Below are 21999 nucleotides of genomic sequence, written 5' to 3' on the forward strand. Positions count from 1 at the left end.
ATGCACGCACAGACTTACGAGACGACCACGCTTCCGTGGGCGCTGCGCACCGATCACCTCGTCGGGTCGATGATCGACTCGTCGACCTCGCTGCTCGCCGCGCAGAAGCACGACATCGTGCGCTTCGCCATGGGATCGCCCGCCGCCGAGGCGGTTCCGCACGCGGCGATGGCGGAGATCGCGGGCCGGGTCCTGACCGCAGATGCCTTCGACTACGGTGCGACGGAGGGTGATCCGGCTCTGATCGAGCAGCTGGTGGCCTTCTGCGACGCCTTCGGTGAACCGACGTCTCCCGATCGGTTGGTCATCACGTCGGGTGGCATGCAGGGGCTCGATCTCGCGTGCACGCTGTTCGTCGACCCCGGCGATCTGGTGATCGTCGAGAGCCCGACGTACACGAACGGCACCGCGACCGTGCTCAGCTACGGTGGCGACATCCTCGAGGCGCCGATGGATTCCGACGGGCTGATCGTCGAGGCGCTTCCCGAGTCGGTCGCCCGCGCGGGCCGACTGCCCACGATGATCTACACCATCCCGACGTTCCAGAATCCGTCCGGGACGACCATGTCGCTGCCGCGCCGACTGGCGCTCCTGGAACTCGCCCGCGAGTGGGGCGCCGTGGTGCTCGACGACGACCCCTACGGCCACCTCCGCTTCCAGGGAGATCCGGTTCCGAGCCTGCGAGCGCTCGCTCCCGACGACCCGCTCGTGTTCTCCGTGCGCACGTTCTCGAAGCTCATCGCCCCGGGTCTGCGCGTCGGGTGGGTGGACGCGGACCCCGCCGCTCGCCGGTTGATCATCAACGCGAAGCAGGCGATGGACACGTGCACCAACGTGCCGAACCAGCGGATCGTGGCCGAGTTCCTGCGACAGGGACTGCTCACCGAGCACCTGGCGTCCCTCGCGGACATCTACCTGCCCCGCAAGATCGCGATGCAGACGAGCCTGGAGCGGCACCTCGGTGGGAGGGTGCGCACCACCGATCCCGAGGGCGGTTTCTTCCTGTGGGTCACGCTGGTGGGTGACGACGCCGCTGTGGACACGCGGCGGCTGTTCGAGATCGCACTCGCGCACGGTGTCGCCTTCATCCCGGGTCCGGCGCTGTCCGCGAACGGCCTCTTCGGCGATGCGATGCGACTGTGCTTCGCGTCCTCGACGCCCGAGCGCATCGACGTCGGGGTGCAGCGGTTGGCGGGTGCGCTGGACGCGGCCCGAGCCGAACTGTGACGGCGGCCGACCTCCAGCAGGATCGCGCGTCGACCGACGTCGCGACGGTCGAGCGGATCACGAGAGCGCTGATCGACGCCGGTCCCGACGAGTCCGCCGTGGTGGCCGAGATCTGCCGCATCGCAGAGAGTCTCGGTCTGCAGACCGTCGTCACCGACGCGTCGCCGGGGCGGCCGAACGTCGAGGTGGTCCTTCCCGGCGAGCCCGGCCCGGGCCTGCTGTTCCTCGGGCACTCGGACGTGGTGCCCGCCGGGGAGGGCTGGAGCGGGGACCCGTTCCGCTCGCGGGTGCACGACGGTCGGATCGTGGGACGCGGCGCCTGCGACATGAAAGGTGGTCTCGCCGCGGTACTCGCCGCGATGGGGTCACTGGCCCGGCGCGGTGTGGTCCCGGCGCGCACCGTGACACTCGCCTGCGTGGTGGACGAGGAGGACACGGGCCTGGGCATCCGGGCATGGGTGTCCGACCGTACCGACCAGACCGGCCGGCCTCCGGCCTTCAGGGTCGATGGCGGCCGGCCTCCGGCCTTCACGGGATGCGTCGTGGCGGAACCCACGGCCGGCACCGTGATCGTCGGGTGCCGCGGAGCGGCGAACATCGTGCTCACCGTCACCGGTCGAAGCGCGCATGCCGGCCGGCCCGAGAACGGTCGCAGTGCCGTGGTCGCGGCGGCCCGCGTCGTGGGCGAGATCGACGGGCTGCACGCGGAACTGGCCACCGTGCCGCACCCGGTGCTCGGCGCCGCGTCGTGGAACGTCGGCCGGATCGACGGTGGGACCGGACCGTCGATCGTCGCGGGCCGCTGCCGGCTGGAGATCGATCGCCGCCTGCTGCCGGACGACGACGTGGACGCCGTCGTCGCGGACCTGCTCCGCCGGGTCCGCCCCGTGACTGATCTGGACGTCGACGCGTACGTCGAGATGGAGATGCCGGGATTCCTCACCGACGAGTCGAGCCCGCTCGTCGAGTCGGCGCTGGCGGCGCTGCGCTCCACGGGTGCGCCGGACCCGTCGACCGCGGTGTGGACGGCGTCCTGCGACGGGGGGTTCGTCGCCCGTGACCTCGGAGTGCCCACCATCGTGCTGGGTCCCGGTGATCTCGAGGCGCAGGCCCATCAGCCCGACGAGTCCGTGGACCTACTCGAGGTCGCTCGCCTCTCCCGGGCCTACGCTCGACTGATGACGGAGCAGCGACCGTGAGCCCCTCCCGCACGAACGGCGGAGCGAGGCCGATCATCACCGTCCTGCACGACGGACTCCTTCCCGACCGGGTGCAGGAACTCGACACCTCGTACGAGGTGCGGCATGCCACCGCCGACACGTTCGGCGATGCGGTCGACGGCGCGCAGGCGGTCCTGCTGTGGGACTTCTTCTCGTCGGCGCTCCGGGACCAGTGGTCGCGCTGCTCCGCACTCGAATGGGTGCACGTCGCCGCAGCAGGGGTGGACAAGCTGTTGTTCGACGACCTCGCGGCGTCCGACGTCGTGGTGACCAACGCGCGCGGGGTGTTCGACGTGCCGATCGCCGAGTTCGTGCTCGCGTCCGTGCTCGCTCTGGCGAAGGACGTACGCGGCACCGTCGAACTCGGCCGACAGGCGCGATGGTTGCGTCGGGAGACCGAGAACATCGCCGGGCGTCGAGCTCTGGTGATCGGCACGGGCAGTATCGGCCGGGCGACGGCGCGCATGTTGCGTGCCGTCGGTATGGACGTCGCCGGGGTCGGACGGACGGCTCGCACGGGTGATGCGGATTTCGGAACCGTCCACGCCAGTGCGGATCTCGCGTCGGTGGTACCCGGCGCCGACTACCTCGTTCTCATCGCACCGCTGACACCGTCGACACGGGGCATGGTCGGCCGCGACGTACTCGCGGCGGCCGATCCCGGGGTGCGCGTGATCAACGTGGGTCGTGGCGAACTGCTCGACACCGACGCGCTGGTCGACGCTCTGCGCAGCGGCCACGTCGGGGGAGCTGCCCTCGACGTGTTCGACACCGAGCCGCTGCCACCCGAGCACGTGCTGTGGACCCTCGACCACGTGCTGCTGACCGCACACATGAGCGGTGACACCGTGGGGTGGCGCGACCGGCTCTACTCCGGCTTCGCCGACAACGCAGAACTATTCGCCGCCGGCCTACCGCTGCGCAACGTCGTCGACAAGTCCCTCGGGTTCGTCGCCGGGTGACCCGGTGACCGCGGGCGTCCGGTCGTATCCCTTGCGGTCGTAGATCGCGATCACCAGAGCGCCGAGGACCAGGCCGATGACGAGCCCGAGCAGCGTCATGCCGAGTCCGTGGGCGAGACCCGAGTTCCAGCGTGAGTCGAAGTAGAGGATCGAGCGCACGGCGAGATACACCTGATGCATCGGTTCGAATTGCGCGAGCCACCCGAAGAGCGCAGGTGACGCCTGGATCGGGATGGTGGCGCCGGCGGACGGCAGGCCCAGGATCACGAAGACGACGAGGTTGAGGATCAGCCCCGGAGTGCCGAAGATCGACAGCACCGACACCGCGGTGATCCCGACGGCCGAGATCGCCAGCACTCCGAAGAGCCACAGACCCAGCGCATTCGGGATCGGCATGCCCAGTGCGGTGGCGATCGCGACGTAGAGACCGGACACCACGAACCCGATCACCACCATCGTGAGCCATTTCGCGGCGAGCACGCGCAGGCGACTGTCGGTGGATCGGCGACGCTGCAGGAAGGTGGGGCCGAACTCGAGCGGCACGAAGCCGAGTGCGCCGTCGACGAGAGCGCTGGCGATCATCGCGCCGGTGAAGCCGGCGAGCACGAGCAGCAGGGCGTAGTAGAAGGCGGACAGCCCGAGCCCCGTGCCGTCCGGAAGTGGGTCGTAGGGAGTGACGACGATGTCGACCGGCGCAGCCAGTGTGAGGGCCGCGGCCCCGGAGAGGGTGGCGCCCGCGGGGAGTGCCTCGGTCACTTGCGTCGTGAGTCGTTCTCCCAGAGTGCCGTTCGCGGAGTCGAGCGCCGTGTCGCCGATGGTGGTCATGAGGGAGGAACCGAGTGTGCCGGCACGCGGATTGGTCATGATCGTCACGATGGGTCGCTCGATGTCGCCCGCCACGACGGAGGCCTGCGTCAGGATCGACACTCGTTTGGTGAAGTCGCTCGGCACGACGATCGCGCCGTAGACGTCGCCGTTCGCGAGGAGGTTCTGCGCCTCCGCGATACCGACCTGCTTCAGATCGATCTTCTCCGCATCGATGCCGTCCGCGATGCCCTGGCCGATCTGTTGCCCCAGGTTCGCCTGCTCACCGTTCGGCAGCACGTCGCCCTCGTCGCTGACCACCAGTGCCACCGGGAAGTGGCGGAGGTTCTCCTTGGGGTCGAGGATGCCGCCGAGGTACAGCGCCGCGAGCAGCGACATGACGACGGAGACCGCGACGACCGGCAGCACCCAGGTGGTGGGGCGCCGGAATGCGGGCGCAGCGGCTTCGGGGGACATGGCGGGCCTTCCGTCGGCAAGTTCTCGGGGACCGATACACATCTGTATCGTCTCGTTCGATACGATAGTGCATCATGGCGGCGACTTCAGGCAACGTGACCGCGAGAACAGGCAGGACCGCCACTCGCAGCAGAGCACAGACTCGCGAGCGAGTGCTGGACGGCGCCCTCGAGGTGTTCGTCGAACGGGGTTTCGGGCGATCGACCCCGGAACAGATCTGCGAGCGAGCGGGATTCACTCGCGGAGCGTTCTACTCGAACTTCTCGTCGATGGACGAGGTGTTTCTCGAACTGTGGACGCGACAGGCGTCGGGACTGATCACGCGGGTACGCGGAGTGGTCGACGCCCTGGAGTACGACGCGTCCGACGGGCGGTCCTTCGAGGAGATCGTCGTGGCAGCGCTGAGCGGACTGGTCGGCGACGTGTCGTGGCACGTACTCATGGCGGAGTTCGGCGCCCACGCGGCGCGGAACCCGGGGCTGGCGGCCGTGGTGACCGGGCATCGGGCCGCGCTCCGTGACGCCCTGCGTCCCATGATCGTTCACGGTCTCGCGATCCACGGGCGCGAGGTGGCGGTGGACGACGACACCCTCGGTCGGGGTGTCGTCGCCGCCTACGAAGGAGCGATGGCCCAGGCGATGATCGAGCCGGCCAACCCGGTGCCCGCGCGACTCGCCCTCGAGCTCGTGGCCGCGGTCATATGGTCGTTCTCGCGCGAGCGCTGACTCCGCACATGGTCGTTCTCGCGCGAGCGCCGACTCAGAACGCCCGCTCGTACTGCGGAGGTGTGGCCGGGGTGATGTCCGCGCCGAGCTCGCGTGCCGCACGACGGGCCCAGTAGGGGTCGCGCAGCAGTTCGCGCGCCAGGAACACGGCCACGGCCTCGCCGGACCCGATGATGTCCTCGGCCTGCTTGGGCTCGGTGATCAGTCCGACAGCGGCCGCGGGGATGCGCGTCTCGCTCTGGATGCGCCGGGCGAACGGCACCTGGTAGCCGGGTTCGACGGGGATGGACGCCTTTGCGACGTTGCCACCCGTGGAGACGTCGACGAGATCGACACCATGATCCTCGAGCTGCTGGGTGAGCAGGACGGTCTGGTCGGGCGTCCAGGCCTCGGAGTCGACGCCGCGCTCCTCGCCGGTCCAGTCGGTCGCGGACACGCGCACGAAGACGGGCTTGTCGGCCGGCCACACCTCGCGGATCGCGTCGACCACGCGCAGGGTCAGGCGGATGCGACCCTCGAAGCTGCCGCCGTACTCGTCGGTCCGGTGGTTGCTGGCCGGGGACAGGAACTGGTGCAGCAGGTAACCGTGCGCCGCGTGCACCTCGGCCACGTCGAAACCGGCGGCCAGCGCGCGTACCGCGGCGGAGCGGAAGTCGTCGACGACCTTGTCGATGTCCGCGGTCGTCATCTCGCGCGGAGCCGGGTAGTGGCCGAACTCGACAGCGCTGGGTCCGACCGTCTCCCACGCGAGGGAGTCGTCCGCCGCCAGCGGCTTTCCGCCACGCCACGGTGCGTCGGTGGATGCCTTGCGACCTGCGTGGGCCAACTGGATCGCGGGCACACTGCCGTGCTGCCGGATCTCGGTGACCACCTCGGCCAACGCGTTCGCCTGCAGGTCGTTCCAGATGCCGAGATCCCACGGCGTGATGCGGCCCTCTGGGCTCACCGACGCCGCCTCGGTCATCACCAGGCCGACGCCGCCGACGGCACGCGAGACGAGGTGAGTCCGGTGCCACGGTGTGACCGCGCCCGTCGAGGGTCCCTCCGCGTCCGCCGAGTACTGGCACATCGGCGACATCCACACCCGGTTGGGGAAGGTGACCTCACGCAGGGTCAAGGGCTCGAACAGCAGGCTCACAGTCATCTCCTCGTCTCGTCCGACACGCGCGCCGTCCACGACGACAGCGCTCAGGATGAACGAACAATTCGGCCGGGCGATCATTCCCGTCGGCCGGATCGTCCCGGGTGCGCTCGGGCGTACGGGCTGGTGGGAGCGTGACCTACCCTGGACGGCGTGACTGCCACCACCAGCGCCGAGGTGTCCACCCCCGATGCTCTCGAAGCGGACGTGCACGCCGCTGCTGCCCGCGCCCGGGTCGCCGCGCGCGCACTCGCTCTGCTGACGACCGCGCGCAAGGACGACGCGCTGCACGCCGCGGCGGACGCCGTCCTGGCCTCCGCCGACGCGATCCTCGCCGCCAACAGCGAGGACCTCGCACTCGCCGAGGCGTCCGGCACCCCGCCCTCGCAGCTCGACCGACTGCGGCTGACCCCCGACCGCATCGACGGCATCGCCGCCGGACTGCGCCAGGTGGCGTCTCTGCCGGATCCCGTCGGGGAGCTCCTCGAGGGTCGGACCCTGCCCAACGGACTCGAGATCCGGCAGCTCGCGGTGCCGCTCGGCGTCGTCGGCATGATCTACGAAGCCCGGCCCAACGTCACGGTCGACGCGTTCGGGCTCACTCTGAAGTCGGGCAACGCCGTCCTCCTGCGGGGGTCGTCCTCTGCCGCGCGATCGAACGCCGCGCTGGTGGGCGTTCTGCGGGCGGCCCTGTCGGCGCTGGACCTTCCCGCCGACGCCGTCCAACTCCTGTCCAGCGAGGATCGCGCGACGGTCACGCACCTCATCCGGGCTCGCGGACTCGTCGACGTCGTCATCCCGCGCGGTGGGGCCGGCCTCATCTCGGCGGTGGTGCGCGACGCGACGGTGCCCACCATCGAGACCGGTGTCGGCAACTGCCACGTCTACGTGCACGCGTCCGCGGACCTCGACATGGCCGAGCGCATCCTGCTCAACGCGAAGACACGTCGAGTGAGCGTGTGCAACGCCGCGGAGACGGTGCTGATCGACGCCGCCGTGGCCGACGTGGCGGTGCCGCGTCTGGTGCAGGCGTTGTCGGACAACGGCGTACGTGTCCACGGTGATCTTCCCGGTCTCGTTCCGGCCACCGAGAACGACTGGGCCGACGAGTACCTCTCCGACGACATCGCCCTCGCCGTCGTCGACGACCTGGATGCCGCCGTCGCGCACATCGACAGGTACGGCACGGGACACACCGAGGCGATCGTGGCATCGGATCTCGCTGCCACGCGTGCGTTCTCGGCTCGGGTGGACGCAGCGGCCGTCATGGTCAACGCCTCCACCGCGTTCACCGACGGTGAGCAGTTCGGCTTCGGAGCCGAGATCGGCATCTCCACCCAGAAGCTCCACGCCCGCGGCCCCATGGGGCTGCGGGAACTCACCTCGACCAAGTGGATCGTCCAGGGCGACGGGCACATTCGGCCGGCCTGACCCGCCTCCACTACCTCTCTGGAACAACCGAAAGGCCCGGCGTGACGCAGACGTACTCCGACAACGTTCCGTTCTTCTCCGACGTCGACGACGTGGCGACCCGCCTCGCCGCCACGGGGTACCTCGCCGACAAGGCGACCGCCACGGCGGTGTTCCTCGCCGATCGTCTGGGCAAGCCGCTGCTCATCGAGGGCCCGGCAGGCGTCGGCAAGACGGAGCTGGCTCGCGCCGTCTCGCAGGCCGCGGGAGCCGAACTGGTCCGCCTGCAGTGCTACGAGGGCGTCGACGAGGCGCGGGCACTGTACGAGTGGAACCACGCGAAGCAGATCCTGCGCATCCAGTCGAGTTCCGGCGCGGGGTGGGACGAGACACGCCACGACGTGTTCTCCGAGGAGTTCCTGCTGTCGCGGCCCCTGCTCACGGCGATCCGTCGATCGGATCCCACCGTGCTGCTGATCGACGAGACCGACAAGGCGGACATCGAGATCGAGGGCCTGCTCCTCGAGGTGCTCAGCGACTTCGCGATCACCGTGCCGGAGCTCGGCACCATCTCGGCGACCAGGCGGCCGTTCACGGTGCTGACCTCCAACGCGACACGCGAGTTGTCGGAGGCGCTGAAGCGTCGCTGCCTGTTCCTGCATCTCGACTTCCCGGACGCCGACCTGGAGAGGCGCATCCTGGCCAGCCGGGTCCCGGAGCTGCCGGAGGCGATGGCCGAGCAGATGGTGCGCATCGTGCAGGTGCTGCGGGACATGCAGTTGCAGAAGCTGCCGTCGGTCGCCGAGACCATCGACTGGGGCCGCACCCTGTTGGCTCTGGGCATGGACGAGGTGAGCGACGCGGCCGTGCGGTCGACGCTCGGCGTCATTCTCAAGCACCGCTCCGATCAGGACCGCGCCGTCGCCGAACTCCGACTCGGCTGACCCGTGACCGGGACGGTGGACATCTCCGGCATCCCCGCACACCTGGTGGGGTTCGTGGAGGCGCTGCGTCGCCGCGGTATCGACGTCGGCCCGTCGGAGACGGTCGACGCGGGCGCGGTGCTGGCCGTTCTCGACATCCTCGATCGGGAGGTGGTGCGGGAGGGTCTCGCGTGCGCGCTGGTGCGCAGACCCGGCCATCGCCCCGCGTTCGACGCGCTCTTCGATCTGTGGTTCCCGGCCGCGATCGGTGCGCGGACCGCCGACGAGGAGAACACGGTCGGCCCGCCTCTCGCCGAGGACGGCACCGTCGATCTCGACGCTCTGAAACACGTGCTGGCGGAGCTGCTCGCGGACGGTTCCGCGGAGGCCATGGCGCAGGTCGAGCGCCTGGTGGGCGACATCGTCGAGACCTACGGCAAGTACAGCTCCAGCCGCGGCGAGTCGTTCTCGGAGTACCAGACGCTGCGCACGGTGGAGCCGTCGACGCTGCTGGCGAAGATTCTCGACGGACTGATCGGCCGCTCCAGCGGTCCCGGTGCACCCACGACCGGCGAGTTCGAGTCCGAACTGGCCCGTCGGACGGCCGCGGTCCGCATCGCGGAATTCCGGTCGATGATCGAGAAGGAGACCCGTCGCCGCACCGCCGAGGTGCTGGGCAAGGAACGGGTGGCGTCCTACGGCGTCCCGCGCCTGGCCGAGGACGTCGACTTCCTCCGCGCGTCCGAGTCGGAACTGGCGGCCCTCCGCAAGAACGTCGCTCCGTTGGCGCGGCTCCTGGCGAGCCGACTGGCGGCCCGTCGACGGCGGTCGCGAGCGGGGTCGATCGACCTGAGGCGCACCCTGCGCAAGTCCTTGTCCACGGGCGGCGTCCCCATCGACCTGGTCAACCGCAAGCCCCGCACCGCGCGGCCCGAACTGGTGATCTTCTGCGACGTCTCGGGATCGGTCGCCGGCTTCAGCCAGTTCACCCTGCTGCTCGTGCACACATTGCGCGAACAGTTCTCCCGAGTGCGTGTCTTCGCGTTCATCGACACCGCCGACGAGGTGACCCGGTTCTTCGACGCCTCGGCCGGACGCGCGTCGCTCGCCGAGTCGATGTCGCGCATGATCGCGGAGTCGGAGCTGATCACCTACGACGGCCATTCCGACTACGGCCACTCCTTCGAGACCTTCACCGCGCATCACCTCGATGCCATCGGTCCTCGGGCGTCGCTGTTGATCCTGGGCGATGCCCGCACCAACTACCGCGATCCGCGCACCGAGTCCCTCGCCCGCATGGTCACCGTCGCCCGGCACGCGCACTGGCTCAACCCCGAGCCGAAGGCGCAGTGGGGGACCGGTGACTCGGCCGCCGACGTCTATCGGCGGGTGATCTCGATGCACGAGTGCCGGTCGGCGGCGCAACTGGCCGAGGTCGTGTCGCGGCTCCTGCCCACGGGATCCTGACGTCTCTCGGTTCGGCCGAATCCTCTGTTCGGGGCAGGTCCACGTAGAGTCGTCACTCGTGCAGGAACCGACGACGCCGCCCGAGGGCCGACGCCCGCGACGTCTCGGCGTCATGGGTGGCACGTTCGACCCCATTCACCACGGGCACCTCGTGGCCGCCAGTGAGGTCGCCGACCGGTTCCAGCTCGACGAGGTCGTCTTCGTTCCCACCGGCCAGCCCTGGCAGAAGCAGGACCGGACGGTGAGCCCGGCGGAGGACCGCTACCTCATGACGGTGGTCGCCACCGCGTCCAACCCTCGCTTCTCGGTCAGCCGCGTCGACCTCGACCGTGCCAAGCCGACGTACACCGTCGACACGCTTCGCGATCTCGCCGACCAGCATCCCGGTGACCAGTTGTTCTTCATCACCGGGGCCGATGCTCTCAGCAGCATCATCGGGTGGCAGAACTGGCAGGAACTGTTCGAGCTGGCCCGCTTCGTCGGCGTGTCCCGCCCCGGGTACGAACTGGGTGCCGACCATCTGGCCGAGTACCTCGATCGGTTGCCGAAGGACGTCCTGACCCTCGTGGAGATCCCGGCTCTGGCCATCTCGTCCACGGAATGTCGACGGCGTGCCGCCGAGAACCGTCCCGTCTGGTACCTCGTGCCGGACGGCGTCGTCCAGTACATCTCGAAGCGGGACCTGTACCGCCCCGCCGGGGAGGAGCGTCACGACGGCATCGCGACCGTCTCCGAGCCCGCACCCCAGCACACCGGCACTTCCGCCACCACCGCATCAGCCCTACCAGGAGAGAACACCACGTGAGCGCTACACCCGAGGCCATCAGGGTCGCCAGCATCGCCGCACTCGCGGCGGACGAGAAGCTCGCCGCCGACGTCATGGCCCTCGACGTCTCCGACCAGCTGGTCATCACCGACTGCTTCGTCATCGCGTCGGCACCCAACGAGCGCCAGGTCAACGCCATCGTCGAGAACATCGAGGAGAAGCTCCGCGAGGCGGGCAGCCAGCCCGTTCGTCGTGAGGGCACTCGCGAGGGCCGATGGGCACTGCTCGACTACGTCGACGTCGTCGTCCACGTGCTCCACAACGACGAGCGTCACTTCTACGCCCTCGAGCGTCTGTGGAAGGACTGCCCGGTCCTCGAGATCGAGGGTCTCGGAGCCACGGACACCTCGACGCAGTACGGCACCGACGATCACGGTGTCGACGACGCCCTCGACCACGGTGTCGATCGCGTCACCGAACCGGACGAGTGACGTCCGTTCGTCGGTTGGTGCTGCTCCGGCACGGTCAGACCGAGTACAACGCGGCCTCGCGCATGCAGGGTCATCTCGACACCGACCTGACCGAGCTGGGTCGCACACAGGCCGAGGTCGCCGCTCGAGCGTTGGCTTTGCTGCAGCCACACCGCATCGTCTCGTCCGATCTGCGACGGGCACACGACACGGCGACCGCGCTCTCGACGGCCACGGGTGTTCCCGTCGAGCTCGACGAGCGGCTCCGGGAGACGCACCTCGGTGACTGGCAGGGGCTGACGCACCTCGACGTCGACGACGTCTCACCCGGCGTCCGCGAATCGTGGCGCGCCGACGCCGAGTTCCGTCCGCCGGGCGGCGAGTCGCGCGTGGACGTCGCCGAGCGCTCGATGCCGCTGATCCAGGAGCTGCTGAAGGACCCGGAGTGGACCACGGCGCCCGTCGTCGTGGTCGCCCACGGTGGAACCATCGCCGCGCTCACGGCCGCACTGCTCGATCTGCCGGTCGACCGGTGGCCGGTGCTCGGGGGACTGGGCAACGCCAGCTGGGTGCAGGTCGCCGGACACGGAACGGACGACGTCTCCTGGCGCCTGGACGTGTGGAATGCGACGGCCGCCGTGGCGGGTGACGTTCTCTGATGTCCGAGGCGGATCGCCCGGTCCTGCTCGTCCTCGCGGACTCGCTCGCGTACTACGGTCCCGAGGGCGGACTGCCGGCCGACCATCCCCGCATCTGGCCCACGCTCGTCGCGCGCGAACTGGGCTGGGACGTCGAGCTCGTCGGCCGCATCGGCTGGACCTGCCGCGACGCCTGGTGGGCACTCACCCAGGATCCCCGTGTGTGGGCGTCGATACCGCGTGCCGGGGCGGTGGTCCTCGCGACCGGCGGGATGGACTCGTTGCCGTCACCTCTGCCGACGGCCCTGCGGGAGCAGATCCGCTACGTCCGACCGCCCATCCTGCGGCGCGGTGTGCGCGCCGCCTACGGGTGGCTGCAGCCGCGGCTCTCACACCTGGGCCGTCCGGTGGCACTGCCGCCGCATCTGAGTGTCGACTACCTCGAGCAGATCCGCGCCGCCCTCGCGGCCGTGCGTCCGGACGTCCCCGTCATCGCGACGCTCCCGTCGGTACATCGGTGCGACGCCTACGGACGAGTGCACACCGGCCGCGAACCAGCGGTGCGCGCGACCACGGCGTGGGCGGTGGGACACGATCTCTCGCTCGTCGACCTCAAGGCGGCCGTCGAGGAGAACATCGTGTCCGGGAACGCGAATCCCGATGGTATTCACTGGGGTTGGGACGCACACGTACGCGTCGCCGAGTCCGTCGTCGCTGCCGTGCGCGCCTCCGCCCGCATCTGATCCACAGGGTCGTGGCCGTCCACAGGTGAGCCCGGCGGCGGCTCGTCTCGTCCTGGCCCGGGCCTACCGTCGCGGGCATGGCACCCGAGATCGCTGCTCCCGAGCCGGCCGACCCCGACGGCGGCCGGTCCGACGCGGTGCATCGCCGCGCGGGTCTCGTCGGCTCGCGCTTCCGGATCGATCCGGGGTCCCGCGGCGTCCGTGCCCTCGCCGTGGCCGCCGTCCTTCTCGTGGGCGCCGTGGGGGCGGTGGTGATGCGAGATTCTCCGCAGGTCACCGCGGTGCCGCCGCTTCCCACTCTGATCACCGAGTCCGAGACGCCGACGACGTCGGCACCGGAATCCGCGGGAGTCGTGGTCAGCGTGCTCGGCGCTGTGATGCGCCCGGGACTCGTCACCGTTCCCGCCGAGTCCCGCATCGCCGATGTCGTCGCGGCCGCGGGTGGGCGCCGGGACGACGCGGACCTCTTCGGGCTCAATTGGGCGGCGAAGGTGTCGGACGGTGACCAGGTGGTGGTGGGGTCGACGACGGGGTCGGTACCGCTCGCTCCGGGGCCCGTGTCCGTGGCCGGTGAGGGGTCGTCCGATGCCGGCGGGAAGGCCCCGGGTCTGGTGTCGCTGAACGAGGCGACGGAGGCAGAGCTCGATGCCCTGCCCGGTGTCGGTCCGGTGACCGCGGGCGCGATCGTTCAGTGGCGCAACGAGAACGGCGGCTTCACGTCCGTCGATCAGCTGTCCGAGGTGAGCGGTGTCGGCCCCGCTCGGCTCGAGAAGCTGACGCCCCTGGTCACGGTGTGACCGACGCACCGGCCGTGGATCTGCGGCTCGTCCCGAGTGCGGTGGGGGCGTGGGCTGCGACCGTGGTGGCCGTCGGCGCGGGGTGGCGGCCCGCGGCGGCTCTGGCCGCGGTGTGCGTGCTCGTGGCGGTCGTCGGCTGGTGGTGCCGGCGTCGGCACGGCTGGGGATCGGTGGTGATGCTCGTCGTCGTGGCGGCCTGCTGCGTCACCGCGGCGTTCGCGGCGATGTCGTCCCTGCGGATGCACGAGGTGACGACGGGCCCGGTCCGCGAGGGCGCGCTGGGCGGTGCGTACGCGACGGTCGAGGGCGTCGTCACGGACGATCCACGTCCGATCACGGGCTCGTTCGCGGATCAGGTGCTCGTGCCGATACGAGCGAGCCGAGTGACGCTGCGCGGCACCGTCGTCGATGGGTCGGCCCGGATCACCGTGTTCGCGCCCCCGGATCCGTGGCGGGCACTGGAACCGGGTGTGTCGGTGACGTTCCGGGCGCGGCTCGCGGCTCCCGATCGTGTGGGCGCGGTGGATGCCGTCGCACGTGCCACCGGGCTACCCGAGGTGGGGAGCGCGCCGGCCCTGCTCCGGTGGTCGGGCGTGGTGCGACGTGCTCTCGCGGAGGCCGCTGCCATCGCTCTGCCACGTGAGGAGGAGGGCTGCTCCCGGGGATGGTGGTGGGGGACAGGTCGGGACTCGACGTCTCCGTCCAGGACTCGTTCACGGCGGCCGGAATGTCCCACTTGACGGCTGTCTCGGGCGCCAATTTTTCTTTCGTCATCGGGTGTGTCGTCCTCGGCTCTCGGCTGCTCTCGGCCGGGCCTCGAACCACCGCGGCGCTCGCGGGAATCGTCCTCGTCGCGTTCGTCGTGGTGGCGAGACCGTCACCCAGCGTCCTGCGTGCGGCGGTCATGGGTGTGCTGGGTCTGCTGGCGGTGATGACCGGCCGCCGTCGCCATGTGATGCCGGCCCTGTGCACCGCGGTGCTGGTGCTGCTGGCCGTCGATCCGGGACTGGCGGTGTCGTGGGGGTTCGCGCTGTCGGTGACCGCGACGGTCGCTCTCGTGCTGCTCGCCCCGGTGCTGACGGCGATGGTGAGCCGCGCCGACGCACCGCCCGGTCGCCGACGTCCGGTGCTCGACGCCGTGGCCGTGGCGCTGGCGGCGCACCTGGTGACCGCACCGCTGGTCGCCGCCATGGCTGGAACGTTCTCCGTCTACTCGGTGGCGGCGAACGTGCTCGCCGCACCCGTCGTCGGGCCGGTCACCGTGATCGGCGCGCTGGCGGCCGTGGTGGCCGTCGTGAGCGTGGAGGCCGGGGCTGTCGTCGCCGGGGTGGCGTGGGTGCCGCTGCGGTGGTTGCTGGCCGTGGCCGCGTACACGGCGGACGCTCCCGGTGCGACGGTGCTCACTCCGACCGGGCCGCGGGGCGCCGCCGTCGTCGGGGGATGTGTCCTCGCCGCGGCGGGCGCGGCGGTGCTGGTCCGGCGTCGGTGGCTGTCGGCCCACCGTGGCACCATCGACCGGTGAGTTCGACAGCGAGCAGCACCCGTCCCGAGCCCCTGCACCTCGTCCTGGGCGACGAGGAGCTCCTCGTCGAGCGTGCGGTGTCGTCCATCGTGGCCGCGATGCGCGCGGCAACGGTGGGGGCCGGGGCAGAGGTGCCGGTCGACCGTCTGCGGGCGGGGGACACGACGGTCGCCGAGCTCGCGGAACTGCTCAGCCCCTCCCTCTTCGCCGAGGATCGCGTGGTCGTCTTCGAGGCGGCCGCGGAGGCCGGTAAGGACGCGATGACGCTGGTTCTCGACGCCGCGGCGACGCCGGTGGACGGTGTGGTCCTGGTCGTTCTGCACTCCGGTGGAGGCCGGGCCAAGGCCATGGTGGGGGCGCTGCAGAAGTCCGGTGCCGTGGTCCACGAGTGCGCGAAGCTGTCCAAGGCGTCGGAGCGCGTCGACTTCGTGCGGGCCGAGTTCCGCTCCCACTCGGAGACACGCGTCGCTCCCGATGCCATCGCCGCGCTCGTCGACGCGGTGGGGTCCGATCTCCGCGAACTGGCCGCCGCGTGCTCGCAACTGGTGTCGGACACGGCGGGGAAGGTCGATGTCGCGGCGGTCCGCCGCTATTACTCGGGCCGTGCGGAGGTCACGGGCTTCGACATCGCCGACAAGGCCGTGTCGGGTGACCGCGCCGGCGCCCTCGAGGCACTGCGGTGGGCGATGTTGGGCGGCACACCGCACGTGCTGCTCGCGGACGCACTGGCCGAGGCCGTTCACACGGTGGCGCGGGTCGGTTCGGCGGGCCGCGGCGATCCGTTCCGGATGGCGTCCGAACTGGGGATGCCGCCGTGGAAGATCAAGAAGGCGCAGGCGCAGGCCCGCATGTGGGATCCGCAGCGCATCGCCGAGGCACTGCAGGTGGTGGCAGCGCTCAACGCGGACGTCAAGGGCCAGGCCGCCGATGCGGACTACGCGGTGGAACGCGCCGTGAACGTGGTGGCGGGGCTGAGTTCGCGCTGACAGCGCCGCCCGGGCACACGACTACGCCCCGGACATCGTGCTCACCCGGGGCGTAGTGCTGACAAGCTACTGCACAGGAACTCTCGAGAAGAACTGCACAGGGACTCTCGAGAGGAGCCGCGAGGGCTCGGGAGAGATCAGAGCTTGTTGAAGGCCAGCGACAGTGCCGACTTCTTGTTGGCAGCCTGGTTCTTGTGGATGACGCCCTTGCTGGCTGCCTTGTCGAGCTTGCGGCTCGCAGTCAGCAGGATCTCCTCGGCCTTGGCCTTGTCGCCGGCTTCGGTCGCCTCACGGAAGGAGCGAATCACGGTGCGGAGCGACGACTTCACCGACTGGTTGCGCAGGCGCTGACGCTCGTTGGTAGCGATTCGCTTCACCTGGGACTTGATGTTGGCCACGCGTAGTTATCCTTCGTCTCTTCTCGGTCCGGGACGGCTGACTCCGGGGAACACTCTCGAGCCGTACGTGCAGTGCTTGTGAAAGCTGGTGACGGTGGGTGCGCACGAGCGTGCCCACGTCCGACGTACGAGACTACCAGCGTCGGTCCGGTAACCCAATTCGGTGATCTCGCTGCAGGGAGTCGGTGTGCACGTGACTCGTGAGGTTGCATGGAATTAACGTGTCCACCGTGCTCCAGGGGTACCTGTGAGGCAGCATGGCGACCATGAGTCCCCGATCAAGCGCTGCACCACAGGCGAAGAAGAGCCGTTCGCAGTCGCAGTCCTCGTCCGGGCCGAGCGTCTTCGACGGTTACCGGGACATCGGGAAGTACGGACTGGCGTTCGACGAGATGTTCGACGGCGACGGCGGGCTGCGTGGACCGTACAAGGGAATCCACAAGGCGCTCGCGCCGTCGGACGCCGCGGAACTGGACGCCCGCTCGGACGCCCTCGGCCGCGCCTTCGTCGATCAGGGCATCACGTTCGCGCTCGAGGGGCAGGAGCGTCCGTTCCCTCTCGACCAGGTGCCCCGGGTCATCGCGGCGTCCGAGTGGAACAAGCTCGAGCGCGGGATCAAGCAGCGGGTCAAGGCACTCGAGTTCTTCCTGGCGGACATCTACGGGGAGCAGGAGATCCTGCGTGACGGCGTGGTCCCGAAATCTTTGGTGACGTCGTGCGAACACTTCCACCGCGAGGCGTTCGGCATCGTGCCGCCCAATGGTGTGCGCATCCACGTCGCCGGTATCGACCTGATCCGGGACGCCGAGGGCACGTTCCGTGTCCTCGAGGACAACCTGCGCTCGCCGTCGGGGGTCTCGTACGTGATGGAGAACCGCCGCACCATGGCGCGCGTGTTCCCCGACCTGTTCGCCAGCCACCGGGTGCGTGCGGTCGGTGACTACGCCACGCACCTGCTGCGCGCCCTGCGTGCCGCTGCCGCGATCAACGAGGCGGACCCCACCGTCGTCGTCCTCACACCCGGCGTCGCGAACTCTGCGTACTTCGAGCACTCCCTCCTCGCCCGGCTGATGGGCGTCGAGCTGGTCGAGGGCCGCGACCTCTTCTGCCGCGACAACGTCGTCTACATGCGCACCACCGAGGGCGAGCGCCAGGTCGACGTGATCTACCGCCGCATCGACGACGACTACCTCGACCCCATGCAGTTCCGACCCGACTCCGTTCTCGGTGTGGCCGGGCTGGTCAACGCTGCACGTGCCGGCAACGTCGTCATCTCCAGCGCCATCGGCAACGGTGTCGGCGACGACAAGCTCACCTACACGTACGTGCCGACCATCATCGAGTACTACCTCGGCGAGAAGCCGCTCCTGGCCAATGTCGACACGTACCGGTGCTGGCTGCCGGACGAGTGCGAGGAGGTGCTCGACCGTGTCGACGAACTGGTGATCAAGCCCGTCGAGGGCTCCGGCGGATACGGCATCGTGTTCGGTCCGGACGCGTCGCCCAAGGAACTGGCCACGATCAGCAAGAAGATCCGGGCCGATCCGCGCGGATGGATCGCGCAGCCGGTGGTGCAGCTGTCGACGGTGCCCACCAAGATCGGTGACCAGCTCGCACCGCGGCACGTCGATCTGCGGCCCTTCGCCGTGAACGACGGCGACGACGTGTGGGTGCTGCCCGGCGGTCTGACCCGCGTGGCGCTGCCCGAAGGCTCCCTGGTGGTCAACTCGAGCCAGGGCGGCGGCAGCAAGGACACGTGGGTGCTGGCCGGCCGCGCCACCAAGGAGGACGAGCGCGAGCTCGGCGGGGCGGAGATCGTGTCCGAACCCCCGTCGTCACCCACCGCAGAGCAGGGCCCCGAGCTCAACAGCCAGCAGATTCAACAGCAGCAGCAACAGCTGACCTACTCCCCGAAGGACGGTGCCCGCTGATGTTGGCTCGTAACGCCGAATCGCTGTACTGGATCGGCCGCTACGTCGAACGCGCCGACGACACCGCGCGCATCCTCGACGTCACGGTGCACCAGCTGCTCGAGGACGCGACCGTCGATCCCGACCACACCTCCCGAGTGTTGCTGCGGGTGTTGGGGTTCGAGCTCCCCGACGAGCGTCTGGACGTGTGGTCGCTGACGGAACTCGTCGCGTTCTCCCGCGAGGGCAACGGCTCCATCGTCGACTCGTTGTCCAGCGCCCGCGAGAACGCTCGCGGCGCACGCGAGGTCACCTCGAGCGAGATGTGGGAATGTCTCAACACGACGTACAACGCACTGGGTGAACGCATCCGAGCGTCGAAGCGTCTGGGCCCCCACGAGTTCCTGGGGTTCATCGAGGAGCGCGCAGCGATGTTCGCCGGCCTCGCCGACTCGACGCTCAGCCGCGACGACGGCTACCGGTTCCTGCTGCTCGGTCGCTCCGTGGAACGCATCGACATGACCGTCCGCCTGCTGCTCGCCCGTGCCGGCGACCGACCGTCGTCGCCGGCGTGGGTCACGGTGCTGCGGTCGGCCGGTGCACACGACACGTATCTGCGTACCTACCGTGGCGCTCTCGACGCTCAACGCGTCCTGGAGTTCATGCTCCTCGACCGGCTGTTCCCGCGCTCGGTGTTCTACGCACTGAGCGAGGCCGAACACTCGCTCGACAGCCTCGACCATCACCCCGACATGCGCGTCGGATCCCGTGCCGAGGCGCAGCGACTTCTCGGCCGCGCTCGCAGTGAACTCGAGTTCCTGCAGCCGGGTGTTCTGCTGGAGGACCTGCAGGACCGTCTGATGTCGTTGCAGGAGACCTGCCGCGAGGTGGGTGAGGCGATCTCCAAGCAGTACTTCCACGCAGCGCCCTGGGTCGCCTGGACGGACGCCGGAAGCCGAACGGACGAAGCACAATTGGAGGGTGAACTGTGAGCTGGCGGATGCGCGTCGTGCACACCACGGGGTACAACTACGACGCACCGGTCACGTCCTCGTACAACGAGGCGCGACTGACGCCGCGGAGCGACACCCGGCAGAACGTCATTCTGAACCGCGTCGAGACCGATCCGGCGACGAGGTCGTACCGGTACACCGACTACTGGGGCACCGCGGTCACGGCGTTCGATCTGCACGCTCCGCACACGTCCCTCGAGGTGGCCGGGTCCTCCGTCGTCGAGACGGACGCGTTCGTCCCGCCGGAGGAGACCCTCGACTGGGAGGACCTGGCCGCAGACCCCGTGGTGGACAGGTTCAACGAACTGCTCGGCCACAGCACCTACGTCCCTCGGAACCGTCAGCTGACGTCCGTCGCGAAGAAGTTGGCGAAGGATCTGGGGCCGTACGACGCCGTGGTGGCCGTCTGCGACTGGGTGAACCAGGAGATGTCCTACGTTCCCGGCACCACCGGGGTGCACACGTCCGCGGTGGAGGCGTGGGCCGAGAAGAAGGGCGTCTGCCAGGACTACGCACACCTCACGCTGGTGTTGCTCCGCAGTATCGGCATTCCTGCCCGCTACGTCTCGGGCTACCTGCACCCGAATGCCGAAGCGGTGGTCGGTGATTCGGTCGAGGGTCAGTCACACGCGTGGATCGAGGCGTGGACCGGATCGTGGTGGGGGTACGACCCGACCAACGGTGTCCCGGTGAACGAACAGCACGTCTCGGTGGGAATCGGACGCGACTACGCCGACGTGCCACCCCTCAAGGGAATCTTCTCCGGTGGCGGGTCCACGGAACTCGACGTCGTCGTGGAGATCACCCGGCTGGCCTGACGCCCGATCCGCCCAACAGCGAGCGCGTCAGTCTCTGACGCTCGTCCACGCAGGCGGTGAGCACCGCGGCGACGTCGTCGTCGGTGATCACCGTCGTGTGCCCGTCGGCCCCATGGTCGTCGCGTTCGATCGCGGCCACCACGGTGCGGCGCACGAGTTCTCGGACGTACGAGGCGGTTCCACCCTCGGTCGCCTCCACCAGCGGTGTGAGATCGGCTGCCACGTCCACGGCCGACAGGTAGAGCCGTGCCAACCGTTCGCGACCGCGGGTGTCGGGCAACGGGATCTCGACCGCGAGGTCGATACGGCCGGGCCTGTCCCGGACCGCTCGCTCGATGGAGTCCGGTCTGTTGGTGGTCAGGACGAACGTGACGTCCGCGTCGCCGTCCATGCCGTCCATCGCATCGAGCAAGGCGAACAGGAGCGAGTTCACACCCGTTTCCTCGCGCTCCCGGGCGATGAGATCGACGTCCTCGACCACCACGACCGACGGGCTCAGGCGGCGTGCGAGGGTGGTGGCCTCGGCGATGTGGCGCATCGCGGACCCGGTGAGCACGATGACCGTGCTGTCCGGCACGAGTCCGAGCAGGTGGCGGACCGTGTGGGTCTTGCCGGTTCCGGGTGGGCCGTACAGGAGTATGCCGCGACCCACGTGTTGGCCCGCTTCACGTAGTCGTGCTGCCGAGGACCCGACGGTGACGAGATGGCGAGTCATCGCCTCGAGGGTGCCGTCGGCAAGGATCAAGTCCTCGCCCGCGACGGTGGGCCTCGCCATGAACCTCACGAGGCCGTTGCCGCGTCCACCGCCCCCTCCGAGGGTCAGGACCTGCCCGCGCATGACGTCGTGGTCGGTCATGAGCGAGAGGAGGGCGTCCAGCGTGCTCGCACCGGCGTCTCGATCGCCGGACAGCACCTCGATCTGGAGTGGAGCCTGGTGGGCCGGGTCGGGAATGTGGAGCGCGACCGCCACGGGAATACCGCCGGGAGAGTGGGTGTCGAGCAACCCGAACACCGGGACGGACATCGTCGACGCGGGACCGACGTCCACCGACCGGTACTCGACCGATGCGCCGCGACAACTGCCACCGCGACGGCAGGAACTCAGCATGGCGACGAGATCGTCGTGGTACCGCTCGTGGCCACGAACCGACGACCACCGTTGTGCCGCACATGATGTCGACTCCTCCGGGCGGTCATCGGCATAGGCCTCGACGGCGAGGACGAGGGTCGCGGCCTGATAGGCGGGGAGTGAGCGGCGATGCGAGATCACCGCATCCGGAGGCGCCGCCAGGTGCGAGAAGATGTGCAGCGCAGGCTCTTCGAGCGGACCGGTGTCTAGTGCCCGGGCGCGATGGGAGAGATGGGACAGGGCTCCGCTGACGATGTCGAGGGAGTCCGGGGAATGCGTGAGGGTCACAGTGAACGCACTACCAGTGCGGATGGTTCGAAGGAATGTGACGCGGGATGTGGCGCCCGTGAGGAAGGGGAAGAGGGGGGCGGAGAATCACATCCGCATGGACACGGTAGCACCGCGGCATGGATGTGCGCCAGAGCCGGCCGCAGCTGACGACCCTCGCGGCGT

Annotated in this window: 22 protein-coding genes; 18 read left to right on the forward strand and 4 right to left on the reverse strand. The window is 69.5% G+C overall.

From position 1 onward, the window contains the following. From J4E04_RS07355 to J4E04_RS07365, 3 genes are read left to right on the forward strand one after another with little or no spacing between them, the layout of a single operon-like run. Positions 1-1227 carry an aminotransferase-like domain-containing protein gene (locus J4E04_RS07355; protein WP_027505687.1) on the forward strand — a complete coding sequence of 409 codons (1227 nt, stop codon included), beginning with the start codon at positions 1-3 and terminating at the stop codon, positions 1225-1227. Beyond that, positions 1224-2426, forward strand: coding sequence for a M20 family metallopeptidase (locus J4E04_RS07360; RefSeq protein WP_490150277.1), 1203 nt, complete (start codon positions 1224-1226; stop codon positions 2424-2426). Before J4E04_RS07355 ends, J4E04_RS07360 begins: the two co-directional genes overlap by 4 nt. Then, entirely contained in the window at positions 2423-3409 is a 987-nt protein-coding gene (locus J4E04_RS07365; protein ID WP_490150278.1) for a D-2-hydroxyacid dehydrogenase, read from the forward strand. Before J4E04_RS07360 ends, J4E04_RS07365 begins: the two co-directional genes overlap by 4 nt. Here J4E04_RS07365 and J4E04_RS07370 read toward each other — a convergent pair. Then, on the reverse strand, positions 3359-4690 hold the full coding sequence (locus J4E04_RS07370; protein ID WP_490150279.1) for a YhgE/Pip domain-containing protein: 1332 nt from the start codon (positions 4688-4690) through the stop codon (positions 3359-3361). The genes J4E04_RS07365 and J4E04_RS07370 overlap by 51 nt on opposite strands. A 74-nt stretch (positions 4691-4764) precedes the next feature. On the opposite strand from J4E04_RS07370, the gene J4E04_RS07375 reads away from it, so the two are divergent. Next, on the forward strand, positions 4765-5415 hold the full coding sequence (locus J4E04_RS07375; protein WP_222631545.1) for a TetR/AcrR family transcriptional regulator: 651 nt from the start codon (positions 4765-4767) through the stop codon (positions 5413-5415). A 34-nt stretch (positions 5416-5449) separates the two neighbouring features. On the opposite strand, the gene J4E04_RS07380 is transcribed toward J4E04_RS07375, so the two are convergent. Beyond that, positions 5450-6553, reverse strand: a complete 1104-nt coding sequence (locus tag J4E04_RS07380; protein ID WP_490150280.1) for an NADH:flavin oxidoreductase/NADH oxidase — start codon at positions 6551-6553, stop codon at positions 5450-5452. A gap of 156 nt (positions 6554-6709) precedes the next feature. Between J4E04_RS07380 and J4E04_RS07385 the strand changes: the two genes are divergently transcribed. The 11 genes from J4E04_RS07385 (at position 6710) to holA (ending at position 16278) form a co-directional block, all read left to right on the forward strand. Then, a complete protein-coding gene (locus J4E04_RS07385; RefSeq protein ID WP_222638430.1) occupies positions 6710-7987 on the forward strand; it encodes a glutamate-5-semialdehyde dehydrogenase in 1278 nt (425 codons plus the stop codon). Between the two features lie 41 nt (positions 7988-8028). Next, positions 8029-8910 (forward strand): AAA family ATPase, encoded by an 882-nt coding sequence (locus tag J4E04_RS07390; RefSeq protein ID WP_490150281.1) that lies wholly within the window; start codon positions 8029-8031, stop codon positions 8908-8910. Positions 8911-8913: 3 nt separating this feature from the next. Beyond that, positions 8914-10356, forward strand: coding sequence for a vWA domain-containing protein (locus J4E04_RS07395; protein ID WP_328809552.1), 1443 nt, complete (start codon positions 8914-8916; stop codon positions 10354-10356). A 58-nt stretch (positions 10357-10414) separates the two neighbouring features. After that, positions 10415-11161 (forward strand): nicotinate-nucleotide adenylyltransferase, encoded by a 747-nt coding sequence (gene nadD, locus J4E04_RS07400; RefSeq protein ID WP_268788579.1) that lies wholly within the window; start codon positions 10415-10417, stop codon positions 11159-11161. Then, on the forward strand, positions 11158-11613 hold the full coding sequence (rsfS, locus tag J4E04_RS07405; protein ID WP_051613344.1) for a ribosome silencing factor: 456 nt from the start codon (positions 11158-11160) through the stop codon (positions 11611-11613). The genes nadD and rsfS overlap by 4 nt, the downstream gene beginning before the upstream one ends. Continuing rightward, complete coding sequence (locus J4E04_RS07410; RefSeq protein WP_056445828.1) at positions 11610-12251, forward strand: histidine phosphatase family protein; 642 nt, start codon at positions 11610-11612, stop codon at positions 12249-12251. Before rsfS ends, J4E04_RS07410 begins: the two co-directional genes overlap by 4 nt. After that, a complete protein-coding gene (gene octT / locus J4E04_RS07415) occupies positions 12251-12973 on the forward strand; it encodes a diglucosylglycerate octanoyltransferase (RefSeq protein ID WP_490150282.1) in 723 nt (240 codons plus the stop codon). Before J4E04_RS07410 ends, octT begins: the two co-directional genes overlap by 1 nt. A gap of 77 nt (positions 12974-13050) precedes the next feature. Next, on the forward strand, positions 13051-13770 hold the full coding sequence (locus J4E04_RS07420) for a ComEA family DNA-binding protein (protein WP_222630374.1): 720 nt from the start codon (positions 13051-13053) through the stop codon (positions 13768-13770). Then, positions 13767-14510 carry a DUF4131 domain-containing protein gene (locus J4E04_RS07425; protein WP_490150283.1) on the forward strand — a complete coding sequence of 248 codons (744 nt, stop codon included), beginning with the start codon at positions 13767-13769 and terminating at the stop codon, positions 14508-14510. Before J4E04_RS07420 ends, J4E04_RS07425 begins: the two co-directional genes overlap by 4 nt. Beyond that, on the forward strand, positions 14435-15292 hold the full coding sequence (locus J4E04_RS07430) for a ComEC/Rec2 family competence protein (RefSeq protein WP_490150284.1): 858 nt from the start codon (positions 14435-14437) through the stop codon (positions 15290-15292). The genes J4E04_RS07425 and J4E04_RS07430 overlap by 76 nt, the downstream gene beginning before the upstream one ends. Next, the gene (gene holA, locus J4E04_RS07435; RefSeq protein ID WP_027505699.1) at positions 15289-16278 is read left to right on the forward strand and encodes a DNA polymerase III subunit delta; all 990 of its coding nucleotides are present in this window, start codon (positions 15289-15291) and stop codon (positions 16276-16278) included. Before J4E04_RS07430 ends, holA begins: the two co-directional genes overlap by 4 nt. A gap of 137 nt (positions 16279-16415) precedes the next feature. Here the strand turns inward: holA and rpsT are convergent, their stop codons facing one another. Then, entirely contained in the window at positions 16416-16676 is a 261-nt protein-coding gene (rpsT, locus tag J4E04_RS07440) for a 30S ribosomal protein S20 (protein ID WP_027505700.1), read from the reverse strand. Positions 16677-16942: 266 nt separating this feature from the next. Here rpsT and J4E04_RS07445 point away from each other — a divergent pair, with 266 nt between their 5' ends. Genes J4E04_RS07445 through J4E04_RS07455 form a run of 3 tightly spaced genes read left to right on the forward strand, consistent with a single transcriptional unit; the run spans position 16943 to position 20417 of the window. Beyond that, on the forward strand, positions 16943-18607 hold the full coding sequence (locus J4E04_RS07445) for a circularly permuted type 2 ATP-grasp protein (protein WP_490150285.1): 1665 nt from the start codon (positions 16943-16945) through the stop codon (positions 18605-18607). Beyond that, the gene (locus tag J4E04_RS07450; RefSeq protein ID WP_027505702.1) at positions 18607-19578 is read left to right on the forward strand and encodes an alpha-E domain-containing protein; all 972 of its coding nucleotides are present in this window, start codon (positions 18607-18609) and stop codon (positions 19576-19578) included. Before J4E04_RS07445 ends, J4E04_RS07450 begins: the two co-directional genes overlap by 1 nt. 8 nt (positions 19579-19586) lie before the next feature. After that, positions 19587-20417, forward strand: coding sequence for a transglutaminase family protein (locus tag J4E04_RS07455; RefSeq protein ID WP_222630380.1), 831 nt, complete (start codon positions 19587-19589; stop codon positions 20415-20417). Here J4E04_RS07455 and J4E04_RS07460 read toward each other — a convergent pair. After that, positions 20401-21834 carry an AAA family ATPase gene (locus tag J4E04_RS07460; protein WP_490150286.1) on the reverse strand — a complete coding sequence of 478 codons (1434 nt, stop codon included), beginning with the start codon at positions 21832-21834 and terminating at the stop codon, positions 20401-20403. The genes J4E04_RS07455 and J4E04_RS07460 overlap by 17 nt on opposite strands. Positions 21835-21999 lie beyond the last annotated feature (165 nt).

It is taken from the genome of Rhodococcus sp. NFXS4 (assembly GCF_058139645.1).